Raw genomic sequence first — 22023 nt, 5'->3', positions numbered from 1 at the left:
CCCCAGGAGCCCGGCGCCGTCCGCCACCGCGGATCTCGTTCGAGTGGCGTGGCGCGCGCCGTCCCGCGGCGGGCGGGCGGCGCTGGTAGCCGTAGTGCATGCCGTTCCTCTCCCGCCGCCTGCGGGCCGCTCTGCTGGCCACCGCATCGGCCGCTCTCGTCGCCGCCACCCTGCCCGCACCGGTGCCGCTCGGCATCGGTGACCCGCTCTTCCCCCACCTCGGCAACCCCGGATACGACGTACTCGCCTACGACATCGGCCTCGACTACCCGGGCAGCAACAGCGAACCGCTCGAAGCCGTCACCACGATCGACGCGCGCACGACCGGTCCGCTGGACCGGATCAACCTCGACTTCACCCGGGGCACCGTGCACTCCGTCTCCGTCAACGGACTGCGGGCCGGCTTCGCCGTCGAGGACGAGGACCTGATCGTCGAACCGCCCGGCCGTCTCCAGGCCGGCGTGCCGCTGCGGATCACCGTCCGGCACACCAGCGACCCCGGAGGCGAACGGAACGACGGCGGCTGGGTGCAGACGGCCGACGGCCTCGCCATGGCCAACCAGGCCGACGCCGGGCACCGGGTCTTCCCGGGCAACGACCACCCTTCCGACAAGGCGTACTTCACCTTCCGGATCACCGCCCCAGACGACCGGACGGTGGTGGCCAACGGGGTGCGCACCGGACGCACCCGGCACGGCGACCGCACCACCTGGACCTACCGCACCGAACACCCGATGGCCACCGAACTCGCCCAGGTCAGCATCGGGAAATCCGCGGTCGTGCGGCGGACCGGGCCGCACCGGCTGCCGGTGCGCGACGTCGTGCCGGCCGCCGACCGGAAGCGGCTGGAACCGTGGCTGAGCAAGACCCCGGGCCAGCTGGAATGGATGGAGAAGCAGGTCGGCCGCTACCCCTTCGAGAACTACGGCGTGCTGATCGTCGACACCGACACCGGCTTCGAGCTGGAGACCCAGACCCTGTCGCTCTTCGAACGCCGGCTGTTCACGGACCCCGGCTTCCCCGAGTGGTACGTGGACTCGGTCATGGTCCATGAGCTGGCCCACCAGTGGTTCGGTGACAGCGTCTCGCCGCAGTCCTGGTCCGACCTCTGGCTCAACGAGGGACACGCCACCTGGTACGAGTCGCGCTACGCGGAGGAGCGCGGCGGCAGGACGCTCGAAGCCCGGATGCGCGACGCCTACACCTACTCGGACAGCTGGCGCGCCGACGGCGGCCCGCCCGCGCGCCCGGACGCACCGGCCCCGGGCAAGAAGATCAGCCTGTTCCGGCCGGTGGTCTACGACGGCAGCGCGCTGGTCCTGTACGCGCTCCGCCAGGAGATCGGCCACAGCGCCTTCGACCGGCTGGAGCGGCTCTGGGTCCGCAAGCACCGCGATGCCAACGCCGCCACGGCGGACTTCATCCGGCTGGCGTCCCAGGTCGCCGGACGCGACCTGAGCACGTTCTTCGACGGCTGGCTGTACGCGAAGACCACACCGCCGATGCCCGGCCGTCCCGACTGGCACGGCACGGCACCGGCGGGGGGCGGGAAACCCGCGTGACGGGCCGGACGCTCCGTGCGACTATCGACGGGTCGCCGCGGCGGCCGGGCCGGAGCGTTCCCCGTGCGGGAATCATCCGGCCAGGTGACGCGTTGTGACTGTTGCAGACCACTCGTATCGACGTAAGGATCCAATGACCTCCTCTTCTTCCCTTCCCCAGGACGCGCAGGACGCGCAGAGCGCCACGGAGAACGCCACCGAGAGCCTCAACGAGCCCCTCCGGGCCGACGCCCTGATGGAAGAGGACGTCGCCTGGAGCCACGAGATCGACGGAGAGCGCGACGGCGAACAGCTCGACCGCTCCGAGCGCGCCGCCCTGCGGCGCGTGGCGGGACTCTCCACCGAGCTTGAGGACGTCACCGAGGTCGAATACCGGCAGCTGCGCCTGGAGCGCGTGGTGCTGGTGGGCGTCTGGACCTCGGGCACCGTGCACGACGCGGAGATTTCGCTCGCCGAGCTGGCGGCGCTCGCGGAGACGGCGGGAGCCCAGGTGCTCGACGCCGTCTTCCAGCGCCGTGACAAGCCCGACGCCGCCACGTACATCGGCTCGGGCAAGGCGCTGGAGCTGCGCGACATCGTCCTGGAATCCGGGGCGGACACCGTCGTCTGCGACGGTGAGCTCAGCCCCGGGCAGCTGATCCACCTGGAGGATGTCGTCAAGGTCAAGGTGGTCGACCGGACCGCCCTGATCCTCGACATCTTCGCCCAGCACGCCAAGTCCCGTGAGGGCAAGGCGCAGGTCTCACTGGCACAGATGCAGTACATGCTGCCGCGACTGCGCGGCTGGGGCGCCTCGCTCTCCCGTCAGATGGGCGGCGGTGGTTCCAGCGGTGGTGGCGGCATGGCCACCCGTGGTCCCGGTGAGACCAAGATCGAGACGGACCGGCGACGGATCCGCGAGAAGATGGCGAAGATGCGCCGGGAGATCGCGGAGATGAAGACCGGGCGCGAGATCAAGCGCCAGGAGCGCAAGCGCAACAAGGTGCCTTCGGTCGCCATCGCGGGCTACACCAACGCCGGCAAGTCCTCCCTGCTCAACCGGCTGACCGGTGCGGGCGTACTGGTGGAGAACTCGCTGTTCGCCACCCTCGACCCGACCGTGCGCCGGGCCGAGACGCCGAGCGGCCGGATCTACACCCTGGCCGACACCGTCGGGTTCGTACGGCATCTGCCGCACCACCTCGTCGAGGCGTTCCGCTCCACCATGGAGGAGGTCGGTGAATCCGACCTGATCCTGCATGTGGTGGACGGCTCGCACCCGGTGCCGGAGGAGCAGCTGGCCGCCGTGCGCGAGGTGATCCGCGAGGTGGGCGCGGTGGACGTGCCCGAGATCGTGGTGATCAACAAGGCGGACGCAGCGGATCCGCTGGTGCTCCAGCGGCTGCTGCGCATCGAGAAGCACGCCATCGCGGTATCGGCCCGGACCGGCGCCGGCATCGACGAGCTGCTCGCGCTCATCGACGGCGAACTGCCGCGGCCCTCGGTCGAGATCGAGGCGCTCGTGCCGTACACCCAGGGCGGTCTGGTCTCCCGGGTGCACGCCGAGGGCGAGGTGATCTCCGAGGAGCACTTGGCGGAGGGCACCCTGCTCAAGGCGCTGGTGCACGAGGAACTCGCCGCGGAGCTCTCCACGTTCGTCGCCGTGGCGCACTGACGCCGTGGCGCACTGACGCCGCGGCGCGGTGACGCCGTGACGCAGTGACCGTGGTGCACTGACCGCGACGCGCGGTACCGCACAGGCCGACGGCCCGCCCCCTTACTGGGAGCGGGCCGTCGGTCTTTCGCCGTGCGCGGCCGTCACTGACCGCCGAACTTGTCGCTCATCATCGCGAAGATCTGCTCGGCGCGCTCGCCCAGGTGGGGTCCGGCCAGCCACCCCGAGGTCACCGGGCCGATGGAGGTGTTGGAGACCAGCGCCAGCTTGCCGTCGTCACCCTCGGTGAACCAGCCGCCGCCGGAGGAACCGCCGGTCATGGTGCAGCCGATGCGGTACATCGTGGGCGTGGCGGGGCTGATGGAGAGCCGGCCGGGGCGGTCGACGCACTTGTGCATGATCAGGCCGTCGTACGGCGGGGCGGCCGGGTAGCCCCAGGCCCCCATCGCGCTGATCTGCTTCGCCTCCGGGGCGTCGAAGTTGACCGCCAGGGCGTTGCCCACGGTCTCCTCCAGGGACTTGGTGCCCTTCTCCGGCTTCACGTGCAGCACCGCGTAGTCGTACGGCGCGCCCTCGCCACCGGTGGGGCCGCCGTCGGCCAGCCACTCGCCCGAGGTGGTGGCCCAGTCGGCCCAGTAGGCGCCGTACGGGGCGATCTCCTGCTGCTGCGCGTTCCGCAGCGCGGCGGCGTCCTTGCCCTGGTCGTTGTAGGCGGGAACGAAGACGATGTTGCGGTACCAGCCGCCCTTGGAACCGGCGTGGACGCAGTGGCCGGCGGTCCACACCAGGTTGGACCTGCCCGGGTTCTTCGGGTCCTTCACGACCGTGCCCGAGCAGACCATGTGGCCCTCGGGGGAGTCGAAGAACACCTTGCCGACCGGGGCCGCGTAGCTGTGGTACGGCGTCTTCTCGCGCTCGGCCTCGACCGGCTCGGGCTCCGGGTCGCTGACGCCCTGGTCACCGGAGAAGTCGCCCGCGGACATCGTCTTGGCCGGATCCTGGGCGGACTTCATCCGGTCGGGCTTCCACAGCCCGTCGATGACCGGGTTCACGAAGTCCTTGGCCTCACGCAGCCACGTGTCCCTGTCCCAGTTCTTCCACTCGCCGTTCTTCCACTTCTCCGGGTCGACACCGTGCTTCTTCAGCGTGTCGGCCAGACCGGCGGACAGGCCGCCGTCGCCGGCACCGGCGGACTCGCTGGCGGCGGGCTTGTCGGCCGACTGGTCCTCGCTCGGACCGCAGGCCGTGGCGGTCAGCGCCAGTGCGGCGACGAGACCGGTGGCCGCGAGCAGCGGACGTATGGATCGCATGGAAGAGATTCCCCCTGAAATCTAAAAAATGGCATGAGCGTGCCAAGTGGCATGAGCGCGTCATGCTAAACGCCGGTCGGACCGGCTGTCGGATGATGCGGACCACCCTATGACGGCCCGGACCGAGGCTCTGTCATCGCCCGGCACCCGGGCAGCGACGAGGCGTCACGGGCCGGAGCGGGGCAGGGTGTGACTGGATGCCGGATGCCGGGAACCGGGACGCGCGGACCGGTGGCCTCCGGTCCGGTGGACGGTGTTTCCGCCGGACCGGAGACCGCCGACCGGCTGTCACCCGCGCCTGTGCGGGTGACAGCCGGTCCCTACCGTCCCCGGTGCTTTACTCTCCCGCGTACTTCTCGCTGACCGAGTCGTAGACACCCTTGGCTTCCTTGCCGAGGCGCGGTCCGGCCAGCCAGCCGGCCGTCACCGGGCCGATGGAGGTGTTCGAGACCAGTGCGGGCTTGCCGTCCTGGCCCGCCGCCACCCAGCCGCCGCCGGAGGAACCGCCGGTCATGGAGCAGCCGATCCGGTACATCGTCGGGTCGTCCTTCGTGAGCGAGAGCCGGCCCGGCTTGTCCTTGCACTGGAACAGCTCCTGGCCGTCGTAGGGCGGAGCGGCGGGGTAACCGGTAGCCGTCATGTCGGCGATCTTCGGCACGGCCGGGGCGTTGAAGTCGACCGGCAGCGCCGAACCGACCGTCTCCTCAAGGGACTTTCCGTCCGAGCCCTTCTCCGGCGTCACGTGCAGCACCGCGAAGTCGTACGGAGCGCCCAGCCCGCCGACCGAGGCGCCCTGGTCGATCCACTGCTCGGAGGTCTGCGCCCACGAGCCCCACCACACGCCGTACGGGGCGACCTTCTCCTTGGGCGGGTTGTTCTGGAGCTCATCGGTGGACAGGCCGCTGTCGTTATAAGACGGCACGAAGGCGATGTTGCGGTACCAACCGCCCTTCTTGCCCGCGTGGACGCAGTGGCCCGCGGTCCACACCATGTTGGACTTGCCGGGGTGCGCCGGGTCCTTCACCACGGTCGCCGAACAGACCATGGAGCCCTCGGGGGAGTCGAAGAACAGCTTCCCGGACTCGGCCGCGTTGGCGTGGAGCGGCGTCTTCACGCCCACGGCCCGGACCGGCGCCGGGGTCGGGTCGGTCACCCCCTCGTCACCCGAGATGTCGTTGTCGACGGGCTTCTCGGGCGTCTTGTCGGCGTCCCGCATCCGGTCCGGGTCCCAGAGCCCCGCGATGATCGGATTGATGAAGTCCTTGGCCTCGCGCAGCCACTTGTCCCTGTCCCAGTTCTTCCAGTCGCCGTTCTTCCACTGGCCGAGGTCGATCCCGTGCTCCTTGAGCCGGTCCTTCAGATCGTCCGGAACGGTGATCTTGGTGTCCGACGTCCGGCCCGCGGAGCCGGCGCTCGGCTCGGCGTTCGCACTGTCGTCGTCCGGCCCGCAGGCGGTCGCGGTGAGTGCGAGGACGGCGGCGACCGCCGCGGTGGCGAGCACGGGAGAGGGGCGACGGGCGCTCCCCCCGCGGCGTGCGGTGGCTGCTGGTCGAATGAGTCGCATCTGGTGATCCCCCTGGGACTTCGTAACTCAACGCTTCTGTACTGCACTTCTGTACGGCGCACCGCACTTCCTCGCAGCACGCCGGCCCCCTCCCGGACGGTGTTCCGGGACTGCTCCGGTGGTGCCGCGGCCCCCGGGGAGCTGTCCCCGGGGCTCGGCGCGGTCCCCCACTATGCCGGTGCCGGTGTTGACGGTGTACGGCAGGGGCATGGTTCCGTCCCGCAAGGATCTTCGGATTTACCCGTGATCCTCCGCGTCCGGCGTCGTTGGTACGTACGGGGGACACAGGGACAGAGTTCACCCCCGCAGCCCGTCCCTGCGCAATCGTGCTGACGTGCAACGCAACTGTTACAGCGGGAGGATCAAGATCCGTGGCCGTGACCGAACCAGCTCCGGCGGCACCGCCCGCGGCATACGAGGGAATCCTGCGTCGCCAGGCGATGCGCGAGTCGGCCGCTCGCACCTACGCCCGGTCGCTGCCGATCGTCCCGGTACGCGCCCGCGGGCTGACCATCGAGGGTGCGGACGGCCGGCGCTATCTCGACTGCCTTTCCGGCGCCGGGACGCTGGCCCTCGGGCACAACCACCCGGTCGTTCTGGAAGCGATCAAAAGGGTCCTCGATTCGGGTGCGCCCCTGCACGTCCTCGATCTGGCCACGCCGGTCAAGGACGCCTTCACCACCGAGCTGTTCGCCACGCTGCCGCGTGAGTTCGCGGAGAACGCGCGGATCCAGTTCTGCGGACCGGCCGGTACGGACGCCGTCGAGGCGGCGTTCAAACTCGTCCGCGCCGCCACCGGACGCAGCGGACTCCTCGCCTTCACCGGCGCCTATCACGGCATGACGGCCGGTGCCCTCGCGGCGTCCGGCGGCGCCGAGGACGTACGGGTGACCCGCCTCCCGTTCCCGCAGGAGTACCGCTGCCCCTTCGGGGTCGGCGGCGAACGCGGTGCGCGGATTGCCGCGCGGTGGACCGAGACCGTGCTGGACGACCCCAAGAGCGGGACACCCACGCCTGCCGGAATGATCCTGGAACCGGTGCAGGGCGAGGGCGGAGTCAACCCCGCCCCGGACGGCTGGCTGCGCCGGATGCGGGACATCACCGCGTCCCGGTCCATCCCGCTGATCGCTGACGAGGTCCAGACCGGTGTCGGCAGGACCGGTGCCTTCTGGGCCGTCGAGCACAGCGGGATCGTCCCCGACGTGATGGTGCTCTCCAAGGCCATCGGCGGCTCCCTTCCGCTCGCTGTCATCGTCTACCGCTCAGAGCTGGACACCTGGCAGCCCGGTGCCCACGCGGGCACCTTCCGGGGCAACCAGCTCGCCATGGCGGCGGGCACCGCCACCCTCGCCTACGTCCGGGAGAACCGGCTGGCCGAGCGCGCCGGGATCCTCGGCGCCCGGATGCTGGCGAGGCTGCGGGCACTTGCGGCGGACCATCCGTGCATCGGCGACGTCCGCGGCCGGGGCCTGATGATCGGCGTCGAGCTCGTCGACCCCGAGGCGGCCCCGGTGGACGGAGGGAGCGAGGCCCCGCCCGACCCCGTCCTCGCCGTCGCCGTCCAGCAGGAGTGCCTGCGCCGAGGTCTCATCGTCGAACTCGGCGGCCGCCATTCCACGGTCGTACGCCTGCTCCCTCCCCTCACGCTCACCGACGAACAGGCGACAGCGGTCATCGACCGCCTCGCCGATGCCATGGCAGCCGCGGAGCGCTCACCGCACCGACGGACCGCGACCGGGTCGATCCGCTGACCCCGGACACCCTCACAGGAAAGACCGCCGTGAACCCCACCCCCGCGCCCGAGGCCGACGGCCCTCCCTCCACCCACCACCGAGGAGAGGCCGGGACATCCGGTCACCTCGCCGTCGAGCCGCCGACTGTGCCCCGCCAGAAGGAGATGCCGCACGGTCACTGGCACGCCGCCAGGACGACGCCCGCCTGCCCGGCACCGGCCGCCGACCCCCTGGACCACCCGGATCCGCTCCGGGCCGCGGACGCCGCCGGCATCGAGAACCTGCTGCGCTGCTGGGTCCGCGAATGCGACCTCCCCCGCCCGGAGGGGGAGACCCTCCGCGTCCCGCTGCCCGCGAGCGGCACCGCCCTCCTCGTCCCCGTCCGCCACTGGTCCGCCACGGGCTGGCACCGCTTCGGCGCACCCGTCCTGGCACAGGCACCCGACGGAGCGCCCACCGCGGACGCCGTCACCGTCGCCGCACTCCTCGGCCGCGAGGCCGACCACAACGGGGGCGCGGACATGGTGGGCAGGGTCGCCGACTCGGTGCGGCGAACCGCCGTCTTCATCGACGGGCAACGCCGCCGGCCCACCGCACCCGCCGGGGCCGGCCTCTTCCTCAGCGCCGAGCAGTCGCTGCTCCTGGGACATCCGCTTCACCCCTCTCCCAAGAGCCGGGAAGGCCTCTCCGACTCCGAAGCCCGCCTCTACTCGCCCGAGTTGCACGGCTCCTTCCCCCTCCACTGGATGGCCGTCGACCGCTCCGTACTGGCAGCCGACTCCGCATGGACCGACCAGGGCCGGCCGGTGCCGGCGACCGAACTCGTGGCCCGGCACGCCAAGGGCCTTCCACTCCCCGAGCACACCGCGCCGATCCCACTGCACCCCTGGCAGGCCCGGGAACTGGCGAACCGCCCCGAGGTCGCCGCCCTCCTCGACGCCGGCCTCGTGCACGACCTGGGTCCGCACGGCGCCCGCTGGCACCCCACCTCGTCGGTACGCACCGTGCACCGGCCCGGTGTCGACACCATGCTGAAGCTCTCCCTCGGCCTGCGTATCACCAACTCCCGCCGTGAGAACCTCCGTAAGGAACTCCACCGGGGCGTGGAGGTCCACCGTCTGCTGCGCAGCGGGCTCGCCACGCAGCTGCACCTGGCCCATCCCGGCTTCGACATCGTCCGGGACCCCGCATGGCTCGCGGTCGACACCCCGGACGGCGAGCCCGTGCACGGCTTCGACGTGATGCTGCGCCACAACCCGTTCGGCCGGCACGACGACGCGGTCTGCATCGCCGGTCTCACCGCGCCGCGCCCCTGGCCGGAGCGGGCGGGCATGCACTCACGCCTCGCCGACATCGTCCGCCGACTCGCCGCCGCCACCGGACGGACCACGACCGCCGTCGCCGCCGAGTGGTTCCTGCGCTACCTCGACCGGGTTGTCCGGCCGGTGCTCTGGCTCGACGGGCACGCGGGGGTCGCACTCGAAGCGCATCAGCAGAACACCCTGGTGGTGCTCGACGCCGAAGGCTGGCCGGTCGGTGGCCGCTACCGCGACAATCAGGGCTACTACTTCCGTGAGTCGCACCGCGCGGCACTTGAGCGCAGGCTTCCCGGCATCGGATCGGTCAGTGACACCTTCGTCTCCGACCCCATCACCGACGAGCGCTTCGCGTACTACCTCGGTATCAACAACGTATTCGGACTGATTGGAGCGTTCGGTGCCCAGCAGCTCGCTGACGAACAGATGCTCCTCGCCGCCTTCCGCCGGTTCCTCGGCGCGGCAAACGGGCTGGGCTCCCCGCTCCCCGCACACCTGCTGCAAACCCCGCGCCTGCGCTGCAAGGCCAACATGCTGACCCGGCTGCACGGCCTCGATGAACTCGTGGGCCCCGTCGATACCCAGTCCGTCTACGTCACCATCACCAACCCCCTCTGCGGCTGAAGGAATCCCGCTGGGTGCCCGAAGGAACCTCATCGTCCGAATTGCTGAGAGAGGAGAGCACCACCGTGCCTCCCACCGACGCGCACGCCGCCCCCGGACCCGGCCCCGCCCCCAGGGCCGGAACGGGCGCCGAGGACACACGTGATTCACCCGGCCCCCAGGAAGCCGAAGACATACCCGGCACGCCCAGCACGGCCACCACGTCCGACGTACCCGGTGCGTCTGTCATCGAGAACGCCGCGGGCGTCTCCGAGCTGCTCGACCGGCCGGCCACGTGGCAGCCCGCCACCACGCCGGCCGGAGTGTTCCAGCTCGTCCCCGTACGGCTGGAGCGCGACCTCGCGGTGATCAGCCGCTGGATGAACGACCCCGCCGTCGCGGCCTTCTGGGAACTCGCCGGAGCGGAGACCGTCACAGCGGACCATCTGAGGCCCCAACTCGAAGGCGACGGACGCAGCCTCCCCTGTCTGGGACTGCTGTCAGGCATCCCCATGAGCTATTGGGAGATCTACCGCGCCGATCTGGACCCGCTGGCCCACCACTATCCAGCCCGCTCGCATGACACCGGAATCCACCTCCTCATCGGCGAGATCAACAACCGCGGCCAGGGAGTCGGCGCCATGCTGCTCCGGGCCGCCTCCGACCTCGTACTCGACAACCGTCCCCTGTGTACCCGGGTCGTCGCCGAACCCGACCTTCGTAACACCCCTTCCGTCAACGCCTTTCTCCGCGCCGGATTCCGCTTCTCCGCGGAGGTCGAACTCCCGGACAAGCGGGCCGCGCTGATGATCCGCGACCGAGCCCACCGTGCCCAGCTGTGAACCAACCGCCGCTTTGTCCACACCGCTCGAAGCCCATCGGTTCCATCCCGAGGAGTCCCCGTGCCCAAATATTCTGTGAGCCATGATTCGGCGGAGTCGCCCGCGCTGCTCAGCACTCCAGAACTGAACCGGGCGGTGTGGGACCGAGCCGCCGCCCGGATGCTTGCCAAGATGCTCGGCGAATTCGCCTACGAGGAAGTCATCCAGCCGGTCGTGCGATCCGCCGCGAGGGATACGTACACCCTCGTGCTGGACGACGGCGGAAGCCTGATCTTCACCGCCGGCCGCGGAGTCTACGGCAGCTGGCGGGTCGCCCCTGACTCGATCCGCGAGGCGAGCACGGCCGAGACCGAGGCGCACGCCCTCGCCGCCCGGGAAGAAGCGAGTGCCCGGGCAGTGACCGTCCCGGCAGTGACCGCGGTGGAAGCGAGTGCCCCGGCAGTGACCGTCCCGGCAGTGACCGCGGTGGAAGCGAGTGCCCCGGCAGCGACCGCCGTGGAAGCGACCGTCCCGGCAGCGACCGCGGTGGAAGCGACCGCCCCGGCAGTGACCGTCCTGGCAGTGACCGCTGTGGAAGCGACCGTCCCGGCAGTGACCGCCGCCCCAGGAGCCCCCGCGGCATCCGATGCGCCCCCCGCGTCCGAAGCGCCCGCGGGCGTCCCCTTCCGCGACCCGCTGCTCTTCCTCGCCCGCGCTCGCCGCCTGCTCGGGATCGACGGCGCCACCCTCGGCCACCTGGTGCGCGAGCTCACCACCACACTCACCGCCGACGCCCGCCTCGACCACAGTGCGCTCACGGTCTCCGAACTGGCCGACCTCGACTACGCGGAACTCGAAGGACACCAGACCGGCCATCCCTGGATCGTCGCCAACAAAGGACGGCTCGGGTTCTCCGCCAGCGACGCGTCCCTCTTCACCCCCGAGGCCCGCAGGCCGGTCAGGCTGCCGTGGATCGCGGTCTCCTCCCGGATCGCCGCCTACCGGGGCGTCAACTCGCTCGCCACCGCCGAGCAGCTCTACGCCACGGAGCTCGATCCGACGATCCGCGCGTCCTTCGCCGCGGCCCTGCGCACCCGGGGCCTGGACCCCGACGACTACTTCTGTCTGCCCGTGCACCCCTGGCAGTGGGACGAATGGATCGTTCCGCTGTTCGCTCCGGCCATCGCAGCGGACGACATCGTTCCGCTGCACGCAGACCCGGACCTGCGGCTGCCGCAGCAGTCCATCCGCACCTTCACCAACGTGGAACGGCCCGACCGGCACACCGTCAAGCTGCCGTTGTCGATCCTCAACACACTGGTCTGGCGCGGACTGCCGACGGAACGCACCCTCGCCGCCCCCGCCGTGACCGGCTGGGTCCAGGGACTGCGCGACAACGATCCCTTCCTGCGCGACACCTGCGGCGTGATCCTGCTGGGAGAGGTGGCATCGGTGACCGTCGAGCACCCGCTGTACGACCACCTCCCCGAGACGCCGTACCAGTTCAAGGAGATCCTCGGCGCGATCTGGCGCGAACCCCTCCTCCCTCGACTGGCGCCCGGCGAGCGCGCCCGCACCCTCGCCTCACTGCTGCTCACCGACCCGCAGGGCCGCGCCTTCACCGCCGAGCTGGTCGCCCGCTCGGGGCTGGCCCCCACCGTGTGGCTGAGCCGGCTCTTCGCCGCGCTGCTCCCGCCGCTGCTGCACTTCCTCTACCGCTACGGCACCGTGTTCTCGCCGCACGGCGAGAACGCCATCGTCGTCTTCGACGGCCAGGACGTCCCCGTCCGCCTGGCGATCAAGGACTTCGTCGACGACGTGAACGTCAGCGCCCGGCCGCTGCCGGAGCACGACAGCATGCCGGACGACGTACGCCGTGTACTGCTCACCGAGGAGCCCGGCTTCCTCACCCAGTTCATCCACTCCGGGCTGTTCACCGGAGTCTTCCGCTTCCTCTCACCGCTCTGCGAGGAGCAGCTGGGCGTACCGGAGGCCGAATTCTGGTCACTCGTCCGGGCGGAGATCCTGCGCCATCACGCCCGCTTCCCCGAGCTGAAGGACAGGTTCGAGATGTTCGACATGCTGACGCCGCGCATCGAACGCCTCTGCCTGAACCGCAACCGCCTGCATCTGGACGGCTACCGGGACCGGCCCGAGCGACCGCACGCGGCGGTCCACGGCACCGTGGCCAACCCGCTCCACCCCTCCGCGTGAGGCCGGGAGTGACCGCCGTTGTCAGTGGCGCCCCGTAGGCTGGTCGGGCTATGACGAAGCCACCCCTCCCCGAGCTCCTGCACGCCGCCGTGACCGCCGTCGGCGGTACGGAGCGGCCCGGTCAGGCCGCCATGGCCAACGCCGTCGCCGAGGCCGTAGACGACCAATCCCACCTGCTCGTCCAGGCCGGCACCGGCACCGGCAAGTCGCTGGGCTACCTGGTGCCCGCCCTGGCACACGGCGAGCGTGTCGTGGTGGCCACGGCCACCCTGGCCCTCCAGCGCCAGCTGGTGGAACGGGACCTGCCGCGTACGGTCGACGCCCTGCATCCGCTGCTGCGCCGCCGCCCCCAGTTCGCGATGCTCAAGGGCCGGTCGAACTACCTCTGTCTGCACCGCCTCCACGAAGGAGTGCCGCAGGACGAGGAGGAGGGCCTCTTCGACCAGTTCGAGGCCGCGGCCCCGTCGAGCAAGCTCGGCCAGGACCTCCTGCGGATGCGGGACTGGTCGGACGAGACGGAGACCGGTGACCGCGACGATCTGACGCCAGGAGTCTCCGACCGCGCCTGGGCGCAGATCTCCGTCTCCTCGCGCGAGTGTCTGGGCGCCACCAAGTGCGCGTACGGGGCGGAGTGCTTCGCGGAGCAGGCCCGTGAGCGGGCGAAGCTCGCCGACGTGGTGGTCACCAACCACGCGCTCCTCGCCATCGACGCCATCGAGGGCGCTCCGGTGCTCCCGCAGCACGAGGTGCTGATCGTCGACGAGGCCCATGAGCTGGTCTCCAGGGTCACCGGCGTGGCCACCGGCGAGCTCACCCCCGGCCAGGTCGGCCGCGCGGTGCGGCGCGCCGCGAAGCTGGTCAACGAGAAGGCCGCGGATGCCCTGCAGAGCGCGTCGGAGGGTTTCGAGCGGGTGATGGAGCTCGCGCTTCCCGGCCGCCTGGAAGAGGTACCGGAGGATCTCGGCTATGCCCTGATGGCCCTGCGTGACGCCGCGCGTACGGTGATCTCCGCCCTGGGCTCCACCCGGGACAAGTCCGTCCAGGACGAGGACGCCGTGCGCAAGCAGGCTCTGGCCTCGGTGGAGACCATCCACGGCGTCGCGGAGCGCATCACACAGGGCTCCGAGTACGACGTCGTCTGGTACGAACGCCACGACCGCTTCGGCGCCTCCGTAAGGGTCGCCCCGCTCTCCGTCTCCGGACTGCTGCGCGAGAAGCTCTTCACGGACCGCTCCGTCGTGCTCACCTCGGCCACACTGAAGCTCGGCGGCGATTTCAACGGCGTCGGCGCGTCACTCGGACTGGCCCCCGAGGGCACCGCGGGCGAAGACGTCCCGCAGTGGAAGGGGCTCGACGTCGGCTCGCCCTTCGACTACCCGAAGCAGGGGATCCTGTACGTCGCCCGGCATCTGGCGACGCCCGGCCGGGAGGGCTCCCGCACCGACATGCTGGACGAGCTGGCCGATCTGGTGGAGGCCGCCGGTGGCCGTACCCTCGGGCTGTTCTCCTCCATGCGGGCCGCCCAGGCGGCCGCGGAGGAGCTGCGGGGGCGGCTGGACAGGCCGATCCTGCTCCAGGGTGAGGAGACGCTGGGGGAGCTGATCAAGAACTTCGCGGCCTCCCCGGAGACCTGCCTCTTCGGCACGCTCTCGCTCTGGCAAGGGGTGGACGTCCCCGGAGCCAGCTGTCAGCTGGTGGTCATGGACCGGATCCCGTTCCCCCGCCCCGACGACCCGCTGATGAGCGCACGCCAGAAGGCGGTCGAGGAAGCGGGCGGCAACGGCTTCATGGCGGTCGCGGCGACCCACGCCGCGCTGCTGATGGCACAGGGCGCCGGCCGGCTCGTCCGTGCCACGGGGGACAAGGGCGTCGTCGCGGTGCTCGATCCGCGTCTCGCCAATGCCCGGTACGGGAGCTATCTGCGCGCCTCGCTCCCCGACTTCTGGTACACGACCGACCGCAATCAGACGCGTCGCTCGCTGGCGGCGATCGACGCCGCCGCGAAGGCCGAGGGCAAGTAGGCCGGTGCGGGATCGCGATCGCATGGAGGGGGCCCGGAAACCGGCACTACCGGTTTCCGGGCCCCCTCCATGCGGTGGAGACTTCACACCCGCCGCAGCACCGCCACGACCTTGCCGAGGATGGTCGCCTCGTCGCCGGGAATAGGCTGGTACGCGGAGTTGTGGGGGAGCAGCCAGACATGGCCGTCCTCCCGCTTGAAGCGCTTGACCGTGGCCTCGCCCTCCAGCATCGCCGCCACGATGTCGCCGTTCTCCGCCACGGGCTGGCGCCGGACCGTGACCCAGTCCCCGTCGCAGATCGCCGCTTCGATCATCGAGTCACCGACGACCTTGAGGACGAAGAGCTCGCCGTCACCGACCAGCTGGCGGGGGAGCGGAAAGACGTCCTCGACGGACTCCTCGGCGAGGATCGGACCACCGGCCGCGATCCGGCCGACCAGCGGTACGTACGAAGCCGCGGGCTTCCCGGTGGTGTCCGTGGGCTGCGTGCTGGGCTGGTCCGAACCGCGGACCTCGTACGCCCGGGGGCGGTGCGGGTCGCGTCGCAGGAACCCCTTGCGTTCCAGAGCCATGAGCTGATGCGCGACGGAGGACGTACTCGAAAGGCCCACCGCCTGACCGATCTCCCGCATCGACGGGGGATATCCCCGCCTCTGCACGGAGTCCCGGATGACCTCGATCACTCGCCGCTGCCGGTCCGTGAGCCCCGAGCTGTCCGCCCGGATTCCAGGAGGCCGCCCGGGAAGCGAGCGCGCTGGGCGTGCGGTCTCGGACCCCTCCGTGTGCGTGGCTGAGTCATTCATGGCATGCACCGGCTCACGTCGGCTCTGGGAGCGGTCCTGGGCAGTGATGATGGCACTGTCTGCGGTGGTGGTCACGTCGGGCCCCTCTCGAATGGTCTCCCTAGCTGCACAACGGTAGTAGCTTTCGAAAGGTTGCGCCAAACACACGTTCGAGTGAAAAACAAATAAAAGGCTGTTGGGTGTTCATTGCTGGGTGTATGAGCGAAGCCGCGATGCGCGCCGCCCGCCGCCGGGCCGAACGGCAATTCGGACTATTACGGTAGCCTCCGCCGTCGCGGCGGCATCGCGCGGGGTCGCTCTCCGGGGTCGTCGCCCGACCTTCCGTGCACCCCGGAACCCGCCGCCCCGCAATCGGCGCGGCCACATGCTTCCCGTACTCTCTTGCTCGGTCGTACGCTGCCTTCCGGCCACCCGTGATGCGCGACACGCGCTAGGGCCAAATGCGCGGCCAAACCCAAGATCTAGTGGTTGGATTGCCTCGATCGCCCAGAGGTTGTGGTCCCCGTCTTCCGGGGGTGCGGTCATCGCCTATGCTTGAGACTGCTTCGAAGGCCCCTCGCGGGGCTTGATGAGGCCATTCAGTCGTGCTGTGAAGGAGGGTTGGGAGCCATGCACTGCCCCTTCTGCAGGCACCCCGACAGCCGGGTCGTCGACAGTCGCACCACCGACGACGGGACCTCGATCCGCCGGCGCCGTCAGTGCCCCGACTGCTCCCGCCGTTTCACCACGGTGGAGACCTGCTCGCTCATGGTGGTGAAGCGCAGCGGCGTGACCGAGCCTTTCAGCCGCACCAAGGTCATCTCCGGCGTGCGCAAGGCGTGCCAGGGGCGGCCGGTCACCGAGGACGCCCTCGCCAAGCTCGGCCAGCGGGTCGAGGAGGCGGTGCGTGCCACCGGCAGTGCCGAGCTGACCACTCACGACGTGGGCCTGGCCATCCTCGGCCCCCTGCAGGAACTCGACCTGGTCGCGTACCTGCGGTTCGCGTCCGTGTACCGGGCGTTCAACAGCCTCGAAGATTTCGAGGCCGCCATCGTGGAACTCCGCGAACAGCGGCCTCCCGTAGAAGGGTGCGGGACCGGCGAGACCCTTGAGGTCCCCGTTCCCGCCGTCGCCGCCGACTGAGCGGCGCAGGCCGCCCCACGCCGGTCCCCGGACCGGTGGCCGGGTGGCACGCAGACCTGCTCCGGATGCCCCACGAGGCGTCCGAAGTACCAGACACACACTGTGCCCGGGGAAGTTCTCGGCACTTCAGGGCGTTTTTGCCCATATATGGGAGGCGGCATGACAGAGACGGCGAGCGGCCCGGCACGAGGTTCCCGCAACAAGGGAGCCAAGTCGACTGCGACCAAGCAGGGCCTGCGTATCGAGCGCATCCACACCACCCCCGGCGTGCATCCGTACGACGAGGTGGCGTGGGAGCGCCGTGACGTCGTCATGACCAATTGGCGCGACGGCTCGATCAACTTCGAGCAGCGTGGCGTCGAGTTCCCCGACTTCTGGTCGGTGAACGCGGTCAACATCGTCACCAGCAAGTACTTCCGCGGGGCCGTAGGCACCCCGCAGCGCGAGACCGGTCTGCGACAGCTCATCGACCGGATCGTGAAGACCTACCGGAAGGCCGGAGAGGACTTCAACTACTTCACCTCTCCCGCGGACGCGGAGATCTTCGAGCACGAGCTGGCGTACGCCCTCCTGCACCAGATCTTCAGCTTCAACTCGCCGGTCTGGTTCAACGTGGGCACGCCCCAGCCGCAGCAGGTCTCCGCCTGCTTCATCCTGGCCGTCGACGACTCCATGGAGTCGATCCTCGACTGGTACAAGGAAGAGGGGATGATCTTCAAGGGCGGCTCGGGCGCAGGCCTGAACCTCTCCCGCATCCGCTCCTCCAAGGAGCTCCTCTCCTCCGGCGGCAACGCCTCCGGTCCGGTCTCCTTCATGCGCGGCGCCGACGCGTCCGCCGGAACGATCAAGTCCGGTGGCGCCACCCGCCGTGCGGCCAAGATGGTCATCCTCGACGTCGACCACCCCGACATCGAGAACTTCATCGAGACCAAGGTAAAGGAGGAGGAGAAGATCCGCGCCCTGCGTGACGCGGGCTTCGACATGGACCTGGGCGGCGACGACATCACGTCCGTCCAGTACCAGAACGCCAACAACTCGGTCCGGGTGAACGACGAGTTCATGAAGGCCGTCGAGTCCGGCGGGAAGTTCGGGCTGCGTGCCCGGATGACCGGTGACGTCATCGAAGAGGTCGAGGCCAAGTCCCTCTTCCGCAAGATGGCGGAGGCCGCCTGGGCCTGCGCCGACCCGGGCATCCAGTACGACGACACGATCAACCAGTGGCACACCTGCCCCGAGTCCGGCCGGATCAACGGCTCGAACCCGTGCAGCGAGTACATGCACCTGGACAACACCTCGTGCAACCTCGCCTCGCTGAACCTGATGAAGTTCCTCAAGGACGACGGCAAGGGCAACCAGTCCTTCGAGTCCGAGCGCTTCGCCAAGGTCGTCGAGCTGGTCATCACCGCGATGGACATCTCCATCTGCTTCGCGGACTTCCCGACCCAGAAGATCGGCGAGAACACCCGCGCGTTCCGCCAGCTCGGCATCGGCTACGCCAACCTCGGCGCCCTGCTGATGGCGACCGGCCACGCGTACGACAGCGACGGCGGCCGCGCGCTCGCCGGCGCCATCACCTCGCTGATGACCGGCACCTCCTACCGTCGCTCCGCGGAGCTGGCGGCGGTCGTCGGCCCGTACGACGGCTACGCCCGTAACGCCGAGCCGCACCAGCGCGTCATGAAGCAGCACTCCGACGCCAACGCGGTGGCCGTGCACGCCGACGATCTGGACAACCCGATCTGGGCCGCCGCCACGGAGGCCTGGCAGGACGTCATCCGGCTCGGCGCGAAGAACGGTTTCCGTAACGCGCAGGCCTCGGTCATCGCGCCCACCGGCACCATCGGTCTCGCGATGTCCTGCGACACCACCGGCCTGGAGCCCGACCTCGCGCTGGTCAAGTTCAAGAAGCTGGTCGGCGGCGGCTCGATGCAGATCGTGAACGGCACCGTTCCGCAGGCGCTGCGCCGCATGGGGTACCAGGAGGAGCAGATCGAGGCGGTCGTCGCCCACATCGCCGAGAACGGCAATGTGATCGACGCGCCCGGCCTGAAGCCCGAGCACTACGAGGTCTTCGACTGCGCGATGGGCGAGCGTTCCATCTCGGCGATGGGCCACGTGCGCATGATGGCGGCCATCCAGCCGTGGATCTCCGGCGCGCTCTCCAAGACGGTGAACCTGCCGGAGACGGCCACCGTCGAGGACGTCGAGGAGGTCTACTTCGAGGCGTGGAAGCTGGGCGTCAAGGCGCTCGCGATCTACCGCGACAACTGCAAGGTCGGCCAGCCCCTCTCCACCAAGAAGTGGGAGGAGAAGAAGGACGAGGTCACGGCCAAGGCCGAGGACACCATCCGCACCGCGGTCGAGAAGGTCGTCGAGTACCGCCCGGTCCGCAAGCGTCTGCCCAAGGGCCGACCCGGCATCACCACCTCGTTCACGGTGGGCGGGGCCGAGGGCTACATGACCGCCAACTCCTACCCGGACGACGGCCTCGGTGAGGTCTTCCTGAAGATGTCCAAGCAGGGCTCGACCCTCGCGGGCATGATGGACGCCTTCTCCATCGCCGTCTCTGTCGGTCTGCAGTACGGCGTCCCGCTGGAGACGTACGTCTCGAAGTTCACCAACATGCGCTTCGAGCCGGCCGGCATGACGGACGACCCGGATGTGCGGATGGCGCAGTCGATCGTCGACTACATCTTCCGTCGCCTGGCGCTCGACTTCCTGCCGTTCGAGACCCGGTCGGCACTCGGCATCCACTCGGCCGACGAGCGTCAGCGCCACCTCGACACCGGTTCGTACGAGGCCTCGATGGACGAGGACGAGCTGGACGTGGAGGGCCTGGCCCAGTCCGCCCCCGTGCGGCCGGCGGAGCCGCTGAAGGCGGTCGCCCCCGTGCGTGAGGCCGCGAAGCCGGACCTGAAGACGGCGCACACCTCGGCGGAGCTCGTCGAGATGCAGCTGGGCATCAGCGCCGACGCTCCGCTCTGCTTCTCCTGCGGTACGAAGATGCAGCGCGCCGGATCCTGCTACATCTGCGAGGGCTGCGGCTCGACCAGCGGTTGCAGCTGATCCCGGCCGCATGAGGCGCGACGGCTGAGCCGCGCCCGGCGGCGGTCACGGGGCGGGAGGATCTTCTCGGAGATCTTCCCGCCCCGTCCTATATCCGGAGCGTCATACTCCGGTCGGGCGGTTCCCCATCGTCGCGGCGAACGAGTCGGCGTCGCCGTCGAAGCCCCGTACCGTGTCGTGGAACTGCCAGGCTCCCGTGGTGTCCCGGACGAACTCGGCGACGACGGCCGCTGTCGCGCCGCCGACCGCGGAGAAGTCGTTCTCGGCCAGGATGTCGTAGCCCTCGCGGACCTGTACGGCGGTGTTCTCCACGGCGTCGAAGGTCTTGTGGCCGTCGCGCTGCTGTATGGCCACACCGACGATGACCCGGGTGTACGACTCCGACAGCCGGTCCAGCTCCAGCGTCATCACCTCGTCGAACCCCAGCCCCTGACCGGTCCGGCTGTCCCGGTCGAGCGTGATCGTGCCGTCGGGCGCACGGCTGTCGAAGTGGACGAGGTAGGCGGGGCTGCCGTACGGCTCCTCGGTCGAGTAGGTCGCCGCGATGATGTCGAGGTCATTGGGGGGATCGCCGTGAGGGCTGGGGTCCCACTTGACCCTCACCTCGACCTTCTCGATGTCCTTGTTGGGCGTGCTCATCGGACTTCCCTCCTTCGCCCGTGGGGCCGTCGCCCCGGCTCTATCACCAGATCATCTCCGTAACCGTCGGTGAAACCAACCGGCTTGGCCAGGGCCGTCGGAATCGGGCCACCGCGGGGACCGGGCGGCCCGGTGCGGAAGCCGCCGCGGCGGACCGTCGCGCGGCCGTTTCCGGTGCACTCCGGGAGAGCGTGACCCGCGCCACGTCCCTCGCCCGTACGATGGGGCCGTGCTGGTCAAGTGGATTCGCTGCAATGTGGTCGACCGTCGCGGTTTCGAGCGGGGGCAGCGCAAATGGGCGGGGCTGCTGGGGGAGCCGGGGTTCAGGGGGCAGGGCGGTGGCTGGAGCCGTGGCCGGCCGGAGGTGGCGCACGTCTTCGCGTTCTGGGAGAACCGGGTCTTCTACGACTCGTTCATGGCACGCGGGCACGATGCCCTGGCCGCAGCGCAGTCGGGAACGTGCAACGACATACAGGTCAAGCTGTTCGAGTACCGCTTCGACGTGAAGACCGGCTTCGAACCCGGGTTCACCGACGCGGACGTGCTCAGGGTGGCGCACAGCAGGGTGCACGAGGACCGGGTCGAGCACTTCGCGCAGATGCAGCAGCGGGTGTGGAATCCGGCGATGGCCGGATCGCCGGGGATGCTGCGAGGAGTCTTCGGAGAGGCGCCGGGCCACGAGTTCCTGGTCCTCTCCATGTGGCAATCGAGCGCGGAACGCGGCAAATACCGGGCGGGGAGCGTCGAACGGCTCGCGCAGCGGGCGCAGACCGAGGACGACGTGGCGGCGCTCTCCGGTGACGTCGTGCAGCTCGAACCTTCGTGGACGGTGTGAGCGGAGACTCGCGTCACACCCGTTCCGCCCGACGGCCGAGATCCGGTCAGCCGCTCGAACGCGGCGGCCGAGGGACAACGCTTAGGGTCGGTACATGGCAAGACCGCAACGCATCGTCCTCGTCCGCCACGGCGAATCCGAGGGCAATGCCGACGACACGGTGTACGAACGTGAGCCCGATCATGCGCTGAGGCTCACCTCGACAGGGCTGCGGCAGGCCCGCGAGACCGGAGTGCGGCTGCGCGAACTCTTCGACGGCGAGCAGGTCAGCGTGTACGTCTCGCCCTACCGCCGAACGCACGAGACGTTCAGGTCCTTCGGCCTCGACCTCGAACGCGTGCGAGTGCGGGAGGAACCCCGGCTGCGCGAGCAGGACTGGGGGAACTGGCAGGAACGGGACGACGTCAAGCTGCAGAAGGCGTACCGGGACGCCTACGGGCACTTCTTCTACCGCTTCGCGCAGGGCGAGTCCGGGGCCGATGTGTACGACCGGGTGGGAGCCTTCCTGGAGAGCCTGCACCGGAGCTTCGAGGCCCCGGACCACCCACCGAACGTCCTGCTGGTCACCCACGGTCTGACCATGCGGCTGTTCTGTATGCGCTGGTTCCACTGGTCCGTGGCCGAATTCGAATCCCTCTCGAATCCGGGCAACGGCGAATCCCGGACGCTGGTGCTCGGCAAGGACGGGCGCTACACACTTGACCGGCCGTTCGAGCGCTGGCGCACCCCTGAGCCGTACGGCATCACCGGATAGAGTGGA

At 69.8% G+C, this 22023-nt stretch carries 15 protein-coding genes; 11 read left to right on the top strand and 4 right to left on the bottom strand.

Going from position 1 to position 22023, the window contains the following annotated elements:
- The first annotated feature begins 98 nt into the window (after positions 1-98).
- Positions 99-1562 carry a M1 family metallopeptidase gene (locus ACIP89_RS27015; RefSeq protein ID WP_402117205.1) on the top strand — a complete coding sequence of 488 codons (1464 nt, stop codon included), beginning with the start codon at positions 99-101 and terminating at the stop codon, positions 1560-1562.
- Positions 1563-1695: 133 nt separating this feature from the next.
- A complete protein-coding gene (gene hflX, locus ACIP89_RS27010; RefSeq protein ID WP_401931156.1) occupies positions 1696-3216 on the top strand; it encodes a GTPase HflX in 1521 nt (506 codons plus the stop codon).
- Positions 3217-3359: 143 nt separating this feature from the next.
- Here hflX and ACIP89_RS27005 read toward each other — a convergent pair whose 3' ends face one another.
- Together ACIP89_RS27005 and ACIP89_RS27000 are read right to left on the bottom strand one after the other, a co-directional pair.
- Positions 3360-4526 (bottom strand): trypsin-like serine peptidase, encoded by a 1167-nt coding sequence (locus ACIP89_RS27005; RefSeq protein WP_402117203.1) that lies wholly within the window; start codon positions 4524-4526, stop codon positions 3360-3362.
- Between the two features lie 337 nt (positions 4527-4863).
- Positions 4864-6090, bottom strand: coding sequence for a trypsin-like serine peptidase (locus ACIP89_RS27000; protein WP_401931161.1), 1227 nt, complete (start codon positions 6088-6090; stop codon positions 4864-4866).
- A 371-nt stretch (positions 6091-6461) separates the two neighbouring features.
- Between ACIP89_RS27000 and ACIP89_RS26995 the strand changes: the two genes are divergently transcribed.
- The 5 genes from ACIP89_RS26995 to ACIP89_RS26975 all read left to right on the top strand — a co-directional run bounded on the left by ACIP89_RS26995 (position 6462) and on the right by ACIP89_RS26975 (position 14798).
- The gene (locus ACIP89_RS26995) at positions 6462-7841 is read left to right on the top strand and encodes a diaminobutyrate--2-oxoglutarate transaminase family protein (protein WP_401931189.1); all 1380 of its coding nucleotides are present in this window, start codon (positions 6462-6464) and stop codon (positions 7839-7841) included.
- 29 nt (positions 7842-7870) lie between these two features.
- On the top strand, positions 7871-9763 hold the full coding sequence (locus tag ACIP89_RS26990; protein WP_402117201.1) for an IucA/IucC family protein: 1893 nt from the start codon (positions 7871-7873) through the stop codon (positions 9761-9763).
- 65 nt (positions 9764-9828) lie between these two features.
- The gene (locus tag ACIP89_RS26985; RefSeq protein ID WP_402117199.1) at positions 9829-10584 is read left to right on the top strand and encodes a GNAT family N-acetyltransferase; all 756 of its coding nucleotides are present in this window, start codon (positions 9829-9831) and stop codon (positions 10582-10584) included.
- A 159-nt stretch (positions 10585-10743) separates the two neighbouring features.
- On the top strand, positions 10744-12777 hold the full coding sequence (locus ACIP89_RS26980; RefSeq protein WP_402117245.1) for an IucA/IucC family protein: 2034 nt from the start codon (positions 10744-10746) through the stop codon (positions 12775-12777).
- A 50-nt stretch (positions 12778-12827) separates the two neighbouring features.
- Positions 12828-14798 (top strand): ATP-dependent DNA helicase, encoded by a 1971-nt coding sequence (locus ACIP89_RS26975; protein WP_402117198.1) that lies wholly within the window; start codon positions 12828-12830, stop codon positions 14796-14798.
- Between the two features lie 83 nt (positions 14799-14881).
- Here ACIP89_RS26975 and lexA read toward each other — a convergent pair whose 3' ends face one another.
- Complete coding sequence (lexA, locus tag ACIP89_RS26970; protein WP_401931172.1) at positions 14882-15676, bottom strand: transcriptional repressor LexA; 795 nt, start codon at positions 15674-15676, stop codon at positions 14882-14884.
- Positions 15677-16210: 534 nt separating this feature from the next.
- Here lexA and nrdR point away from each other — a divergent pair.
- On the top strand, positions 16211-16723 hold the full coding sequence (nrdR, locus tag ACIP89_RS26965; protein WP_073737717.1) for a transcriptional regulator NrdR: 513 nt from the start codon (positions 16211-16213) through the stop codon (positions 16721-16723).
- 159 nt (positions 16724-16882) lie between these two features.
- Positions 16883-19789: a vitamin B12-dependent ribonucleotide reductase gene (locus ACIP89_RS26960; protein WP_402117196.1), complete on the top strand. Its 2907-nt coding sequence runs from the start codon at positions 16883-16885 to the stop codon at positions 19787-19789.
- A 102-nt stretch (positions 19790-19891) separates the two neighbouring features.
- Here ACIP89_RS26960 and ACIP89_RS26955 read toward each other — a convergent pair whose 3' ends face one another.
- A complete protein-coding gene (locus ACIP89_RS26955) occupies positions 19892-20428 on the bottom strand; it encodes a TerD family protein (protein ID WP_401931177.1) in 537 nt (178 codons plus the stop codon).
- 229 nt (positions 20429-20657) lie between these two features.
- Here ACIP89_RS26955 and ACIP89_RS26950 point away from each other — a divergent pair, with 229 nt between their 5' ends.
- Together ACIP89_RS26950 and ACIP89_RS26945 are read left to right on the top strand one after the other, a co-directional pair.
- Positions 20658-21263, top strand: coding sequence for a YdbC family protein (locus ACIP89_RS26950; protein WP_402117194.1), 606 nt, complete (start codon positions 20658-20660; stop codon positions 21261-21263).
- Between the two features lie 94 nt (positions 21264-21357).
- Positions 21358-22017: a histidine phosphatase family protein gene (locus tag ACIP89_RS26945; protein ID WP_402117192.1), complete on the top strand. Its 660-nt coding sequence runs from the start codon at positions 21358-21360 to the stop codon at positions 22015-22017.
- The last annotated feature ends 6 nt before the right edge of the window (positions 22018-22023 follow it).

This window comes from Streptomyces sp. NPDC088730 (assembly GCF_044751215.1).
GTDB lineage: Bacteria > Actinomycetota > Actinomycetes > Streptomycetales > Streptomycetaceae > Streptomyces.
The sequence above is the reverse complement of the archived record's forward strand: the minus strand, read 5'-3'. Positions and strand labels throughout refer to the sequence as shown.

Excerpts from the sequence above, each read along its gene's own strand:
- ACIP89_RS27015 (WP_402117205.1), top strand. The coding sequence starts at position 99 with ATGCCGTTCCTCTCCCGCCGCCTGCGGGCCGCTCTGCTGGCCACCGCA.
- nrdR (WP_073737717.1), top strand. The coding sequence starts at position 16,211 with ATGCACTGCCCCTTCTGCAGGCACCCCGACAGCCGGGTCGTCGACAGT.
- ACIP89_RS26960 (WP_402117196.1), top strand. The coding sequence starts at position 16,883 with ATGACAGAGACGGCGAGCGGCCCGGCACGAGGTTCCCGCAACAAGGGA.
- hflX (WP_401931156.1), top strand. The coding sequence starts at position 1,696 with ATGACCTCCTCTTCTTCCCTTCCCCAGGACGCGCAGGACGCGCAGAGC.
- ACIP89_RS27005 (WP_402117203.1), bottom strand. The coding sequence starts at position 4,526 with ATGCGATCCATACGTCCGCTGCTCGCGGCCACCGGTCTCGTCGCCGCA.
- ACIP89_RS26975 (WP_402117198.1), top strand. The coding sequence starts at position 12,828 with ATGACGAAGCCACCCCTCCCCGAGCTCCTGCACGCCGCCGTGACCGCC.
- ACIP89_RS26945 (WP_402117192.1), top strand. The coding sequence starts at position 21,358 with ATGGCAAGACCGCAACGCATCGTCCTCGTCCGCCACGGCGAATCCGAG.
- ACIP89_RS27000 (WP_401931161.1), bottom strand. The coding sequence starts at position 6,090 with ATGCGACTCATTCGACCAGCAGCCACCGCACGCCGCGGGGGGAGCGCC.
- ACIP89_RS26980 (WP_402117245.1), top strand. The coding sequence starts at position 10,744 with ATGCTTGCCAAGATGCTCGGCGAATTCGCCTACGAGGAAGTCATCCAG.
- ACIP89_RS26955 (WP_401931177.1), bottom strand. The coding sequence starts at position 20,428 with ATGAGCACGCCCAACAAGGACATCGAGAAGGTCGAGGTGAGGGTCAAG.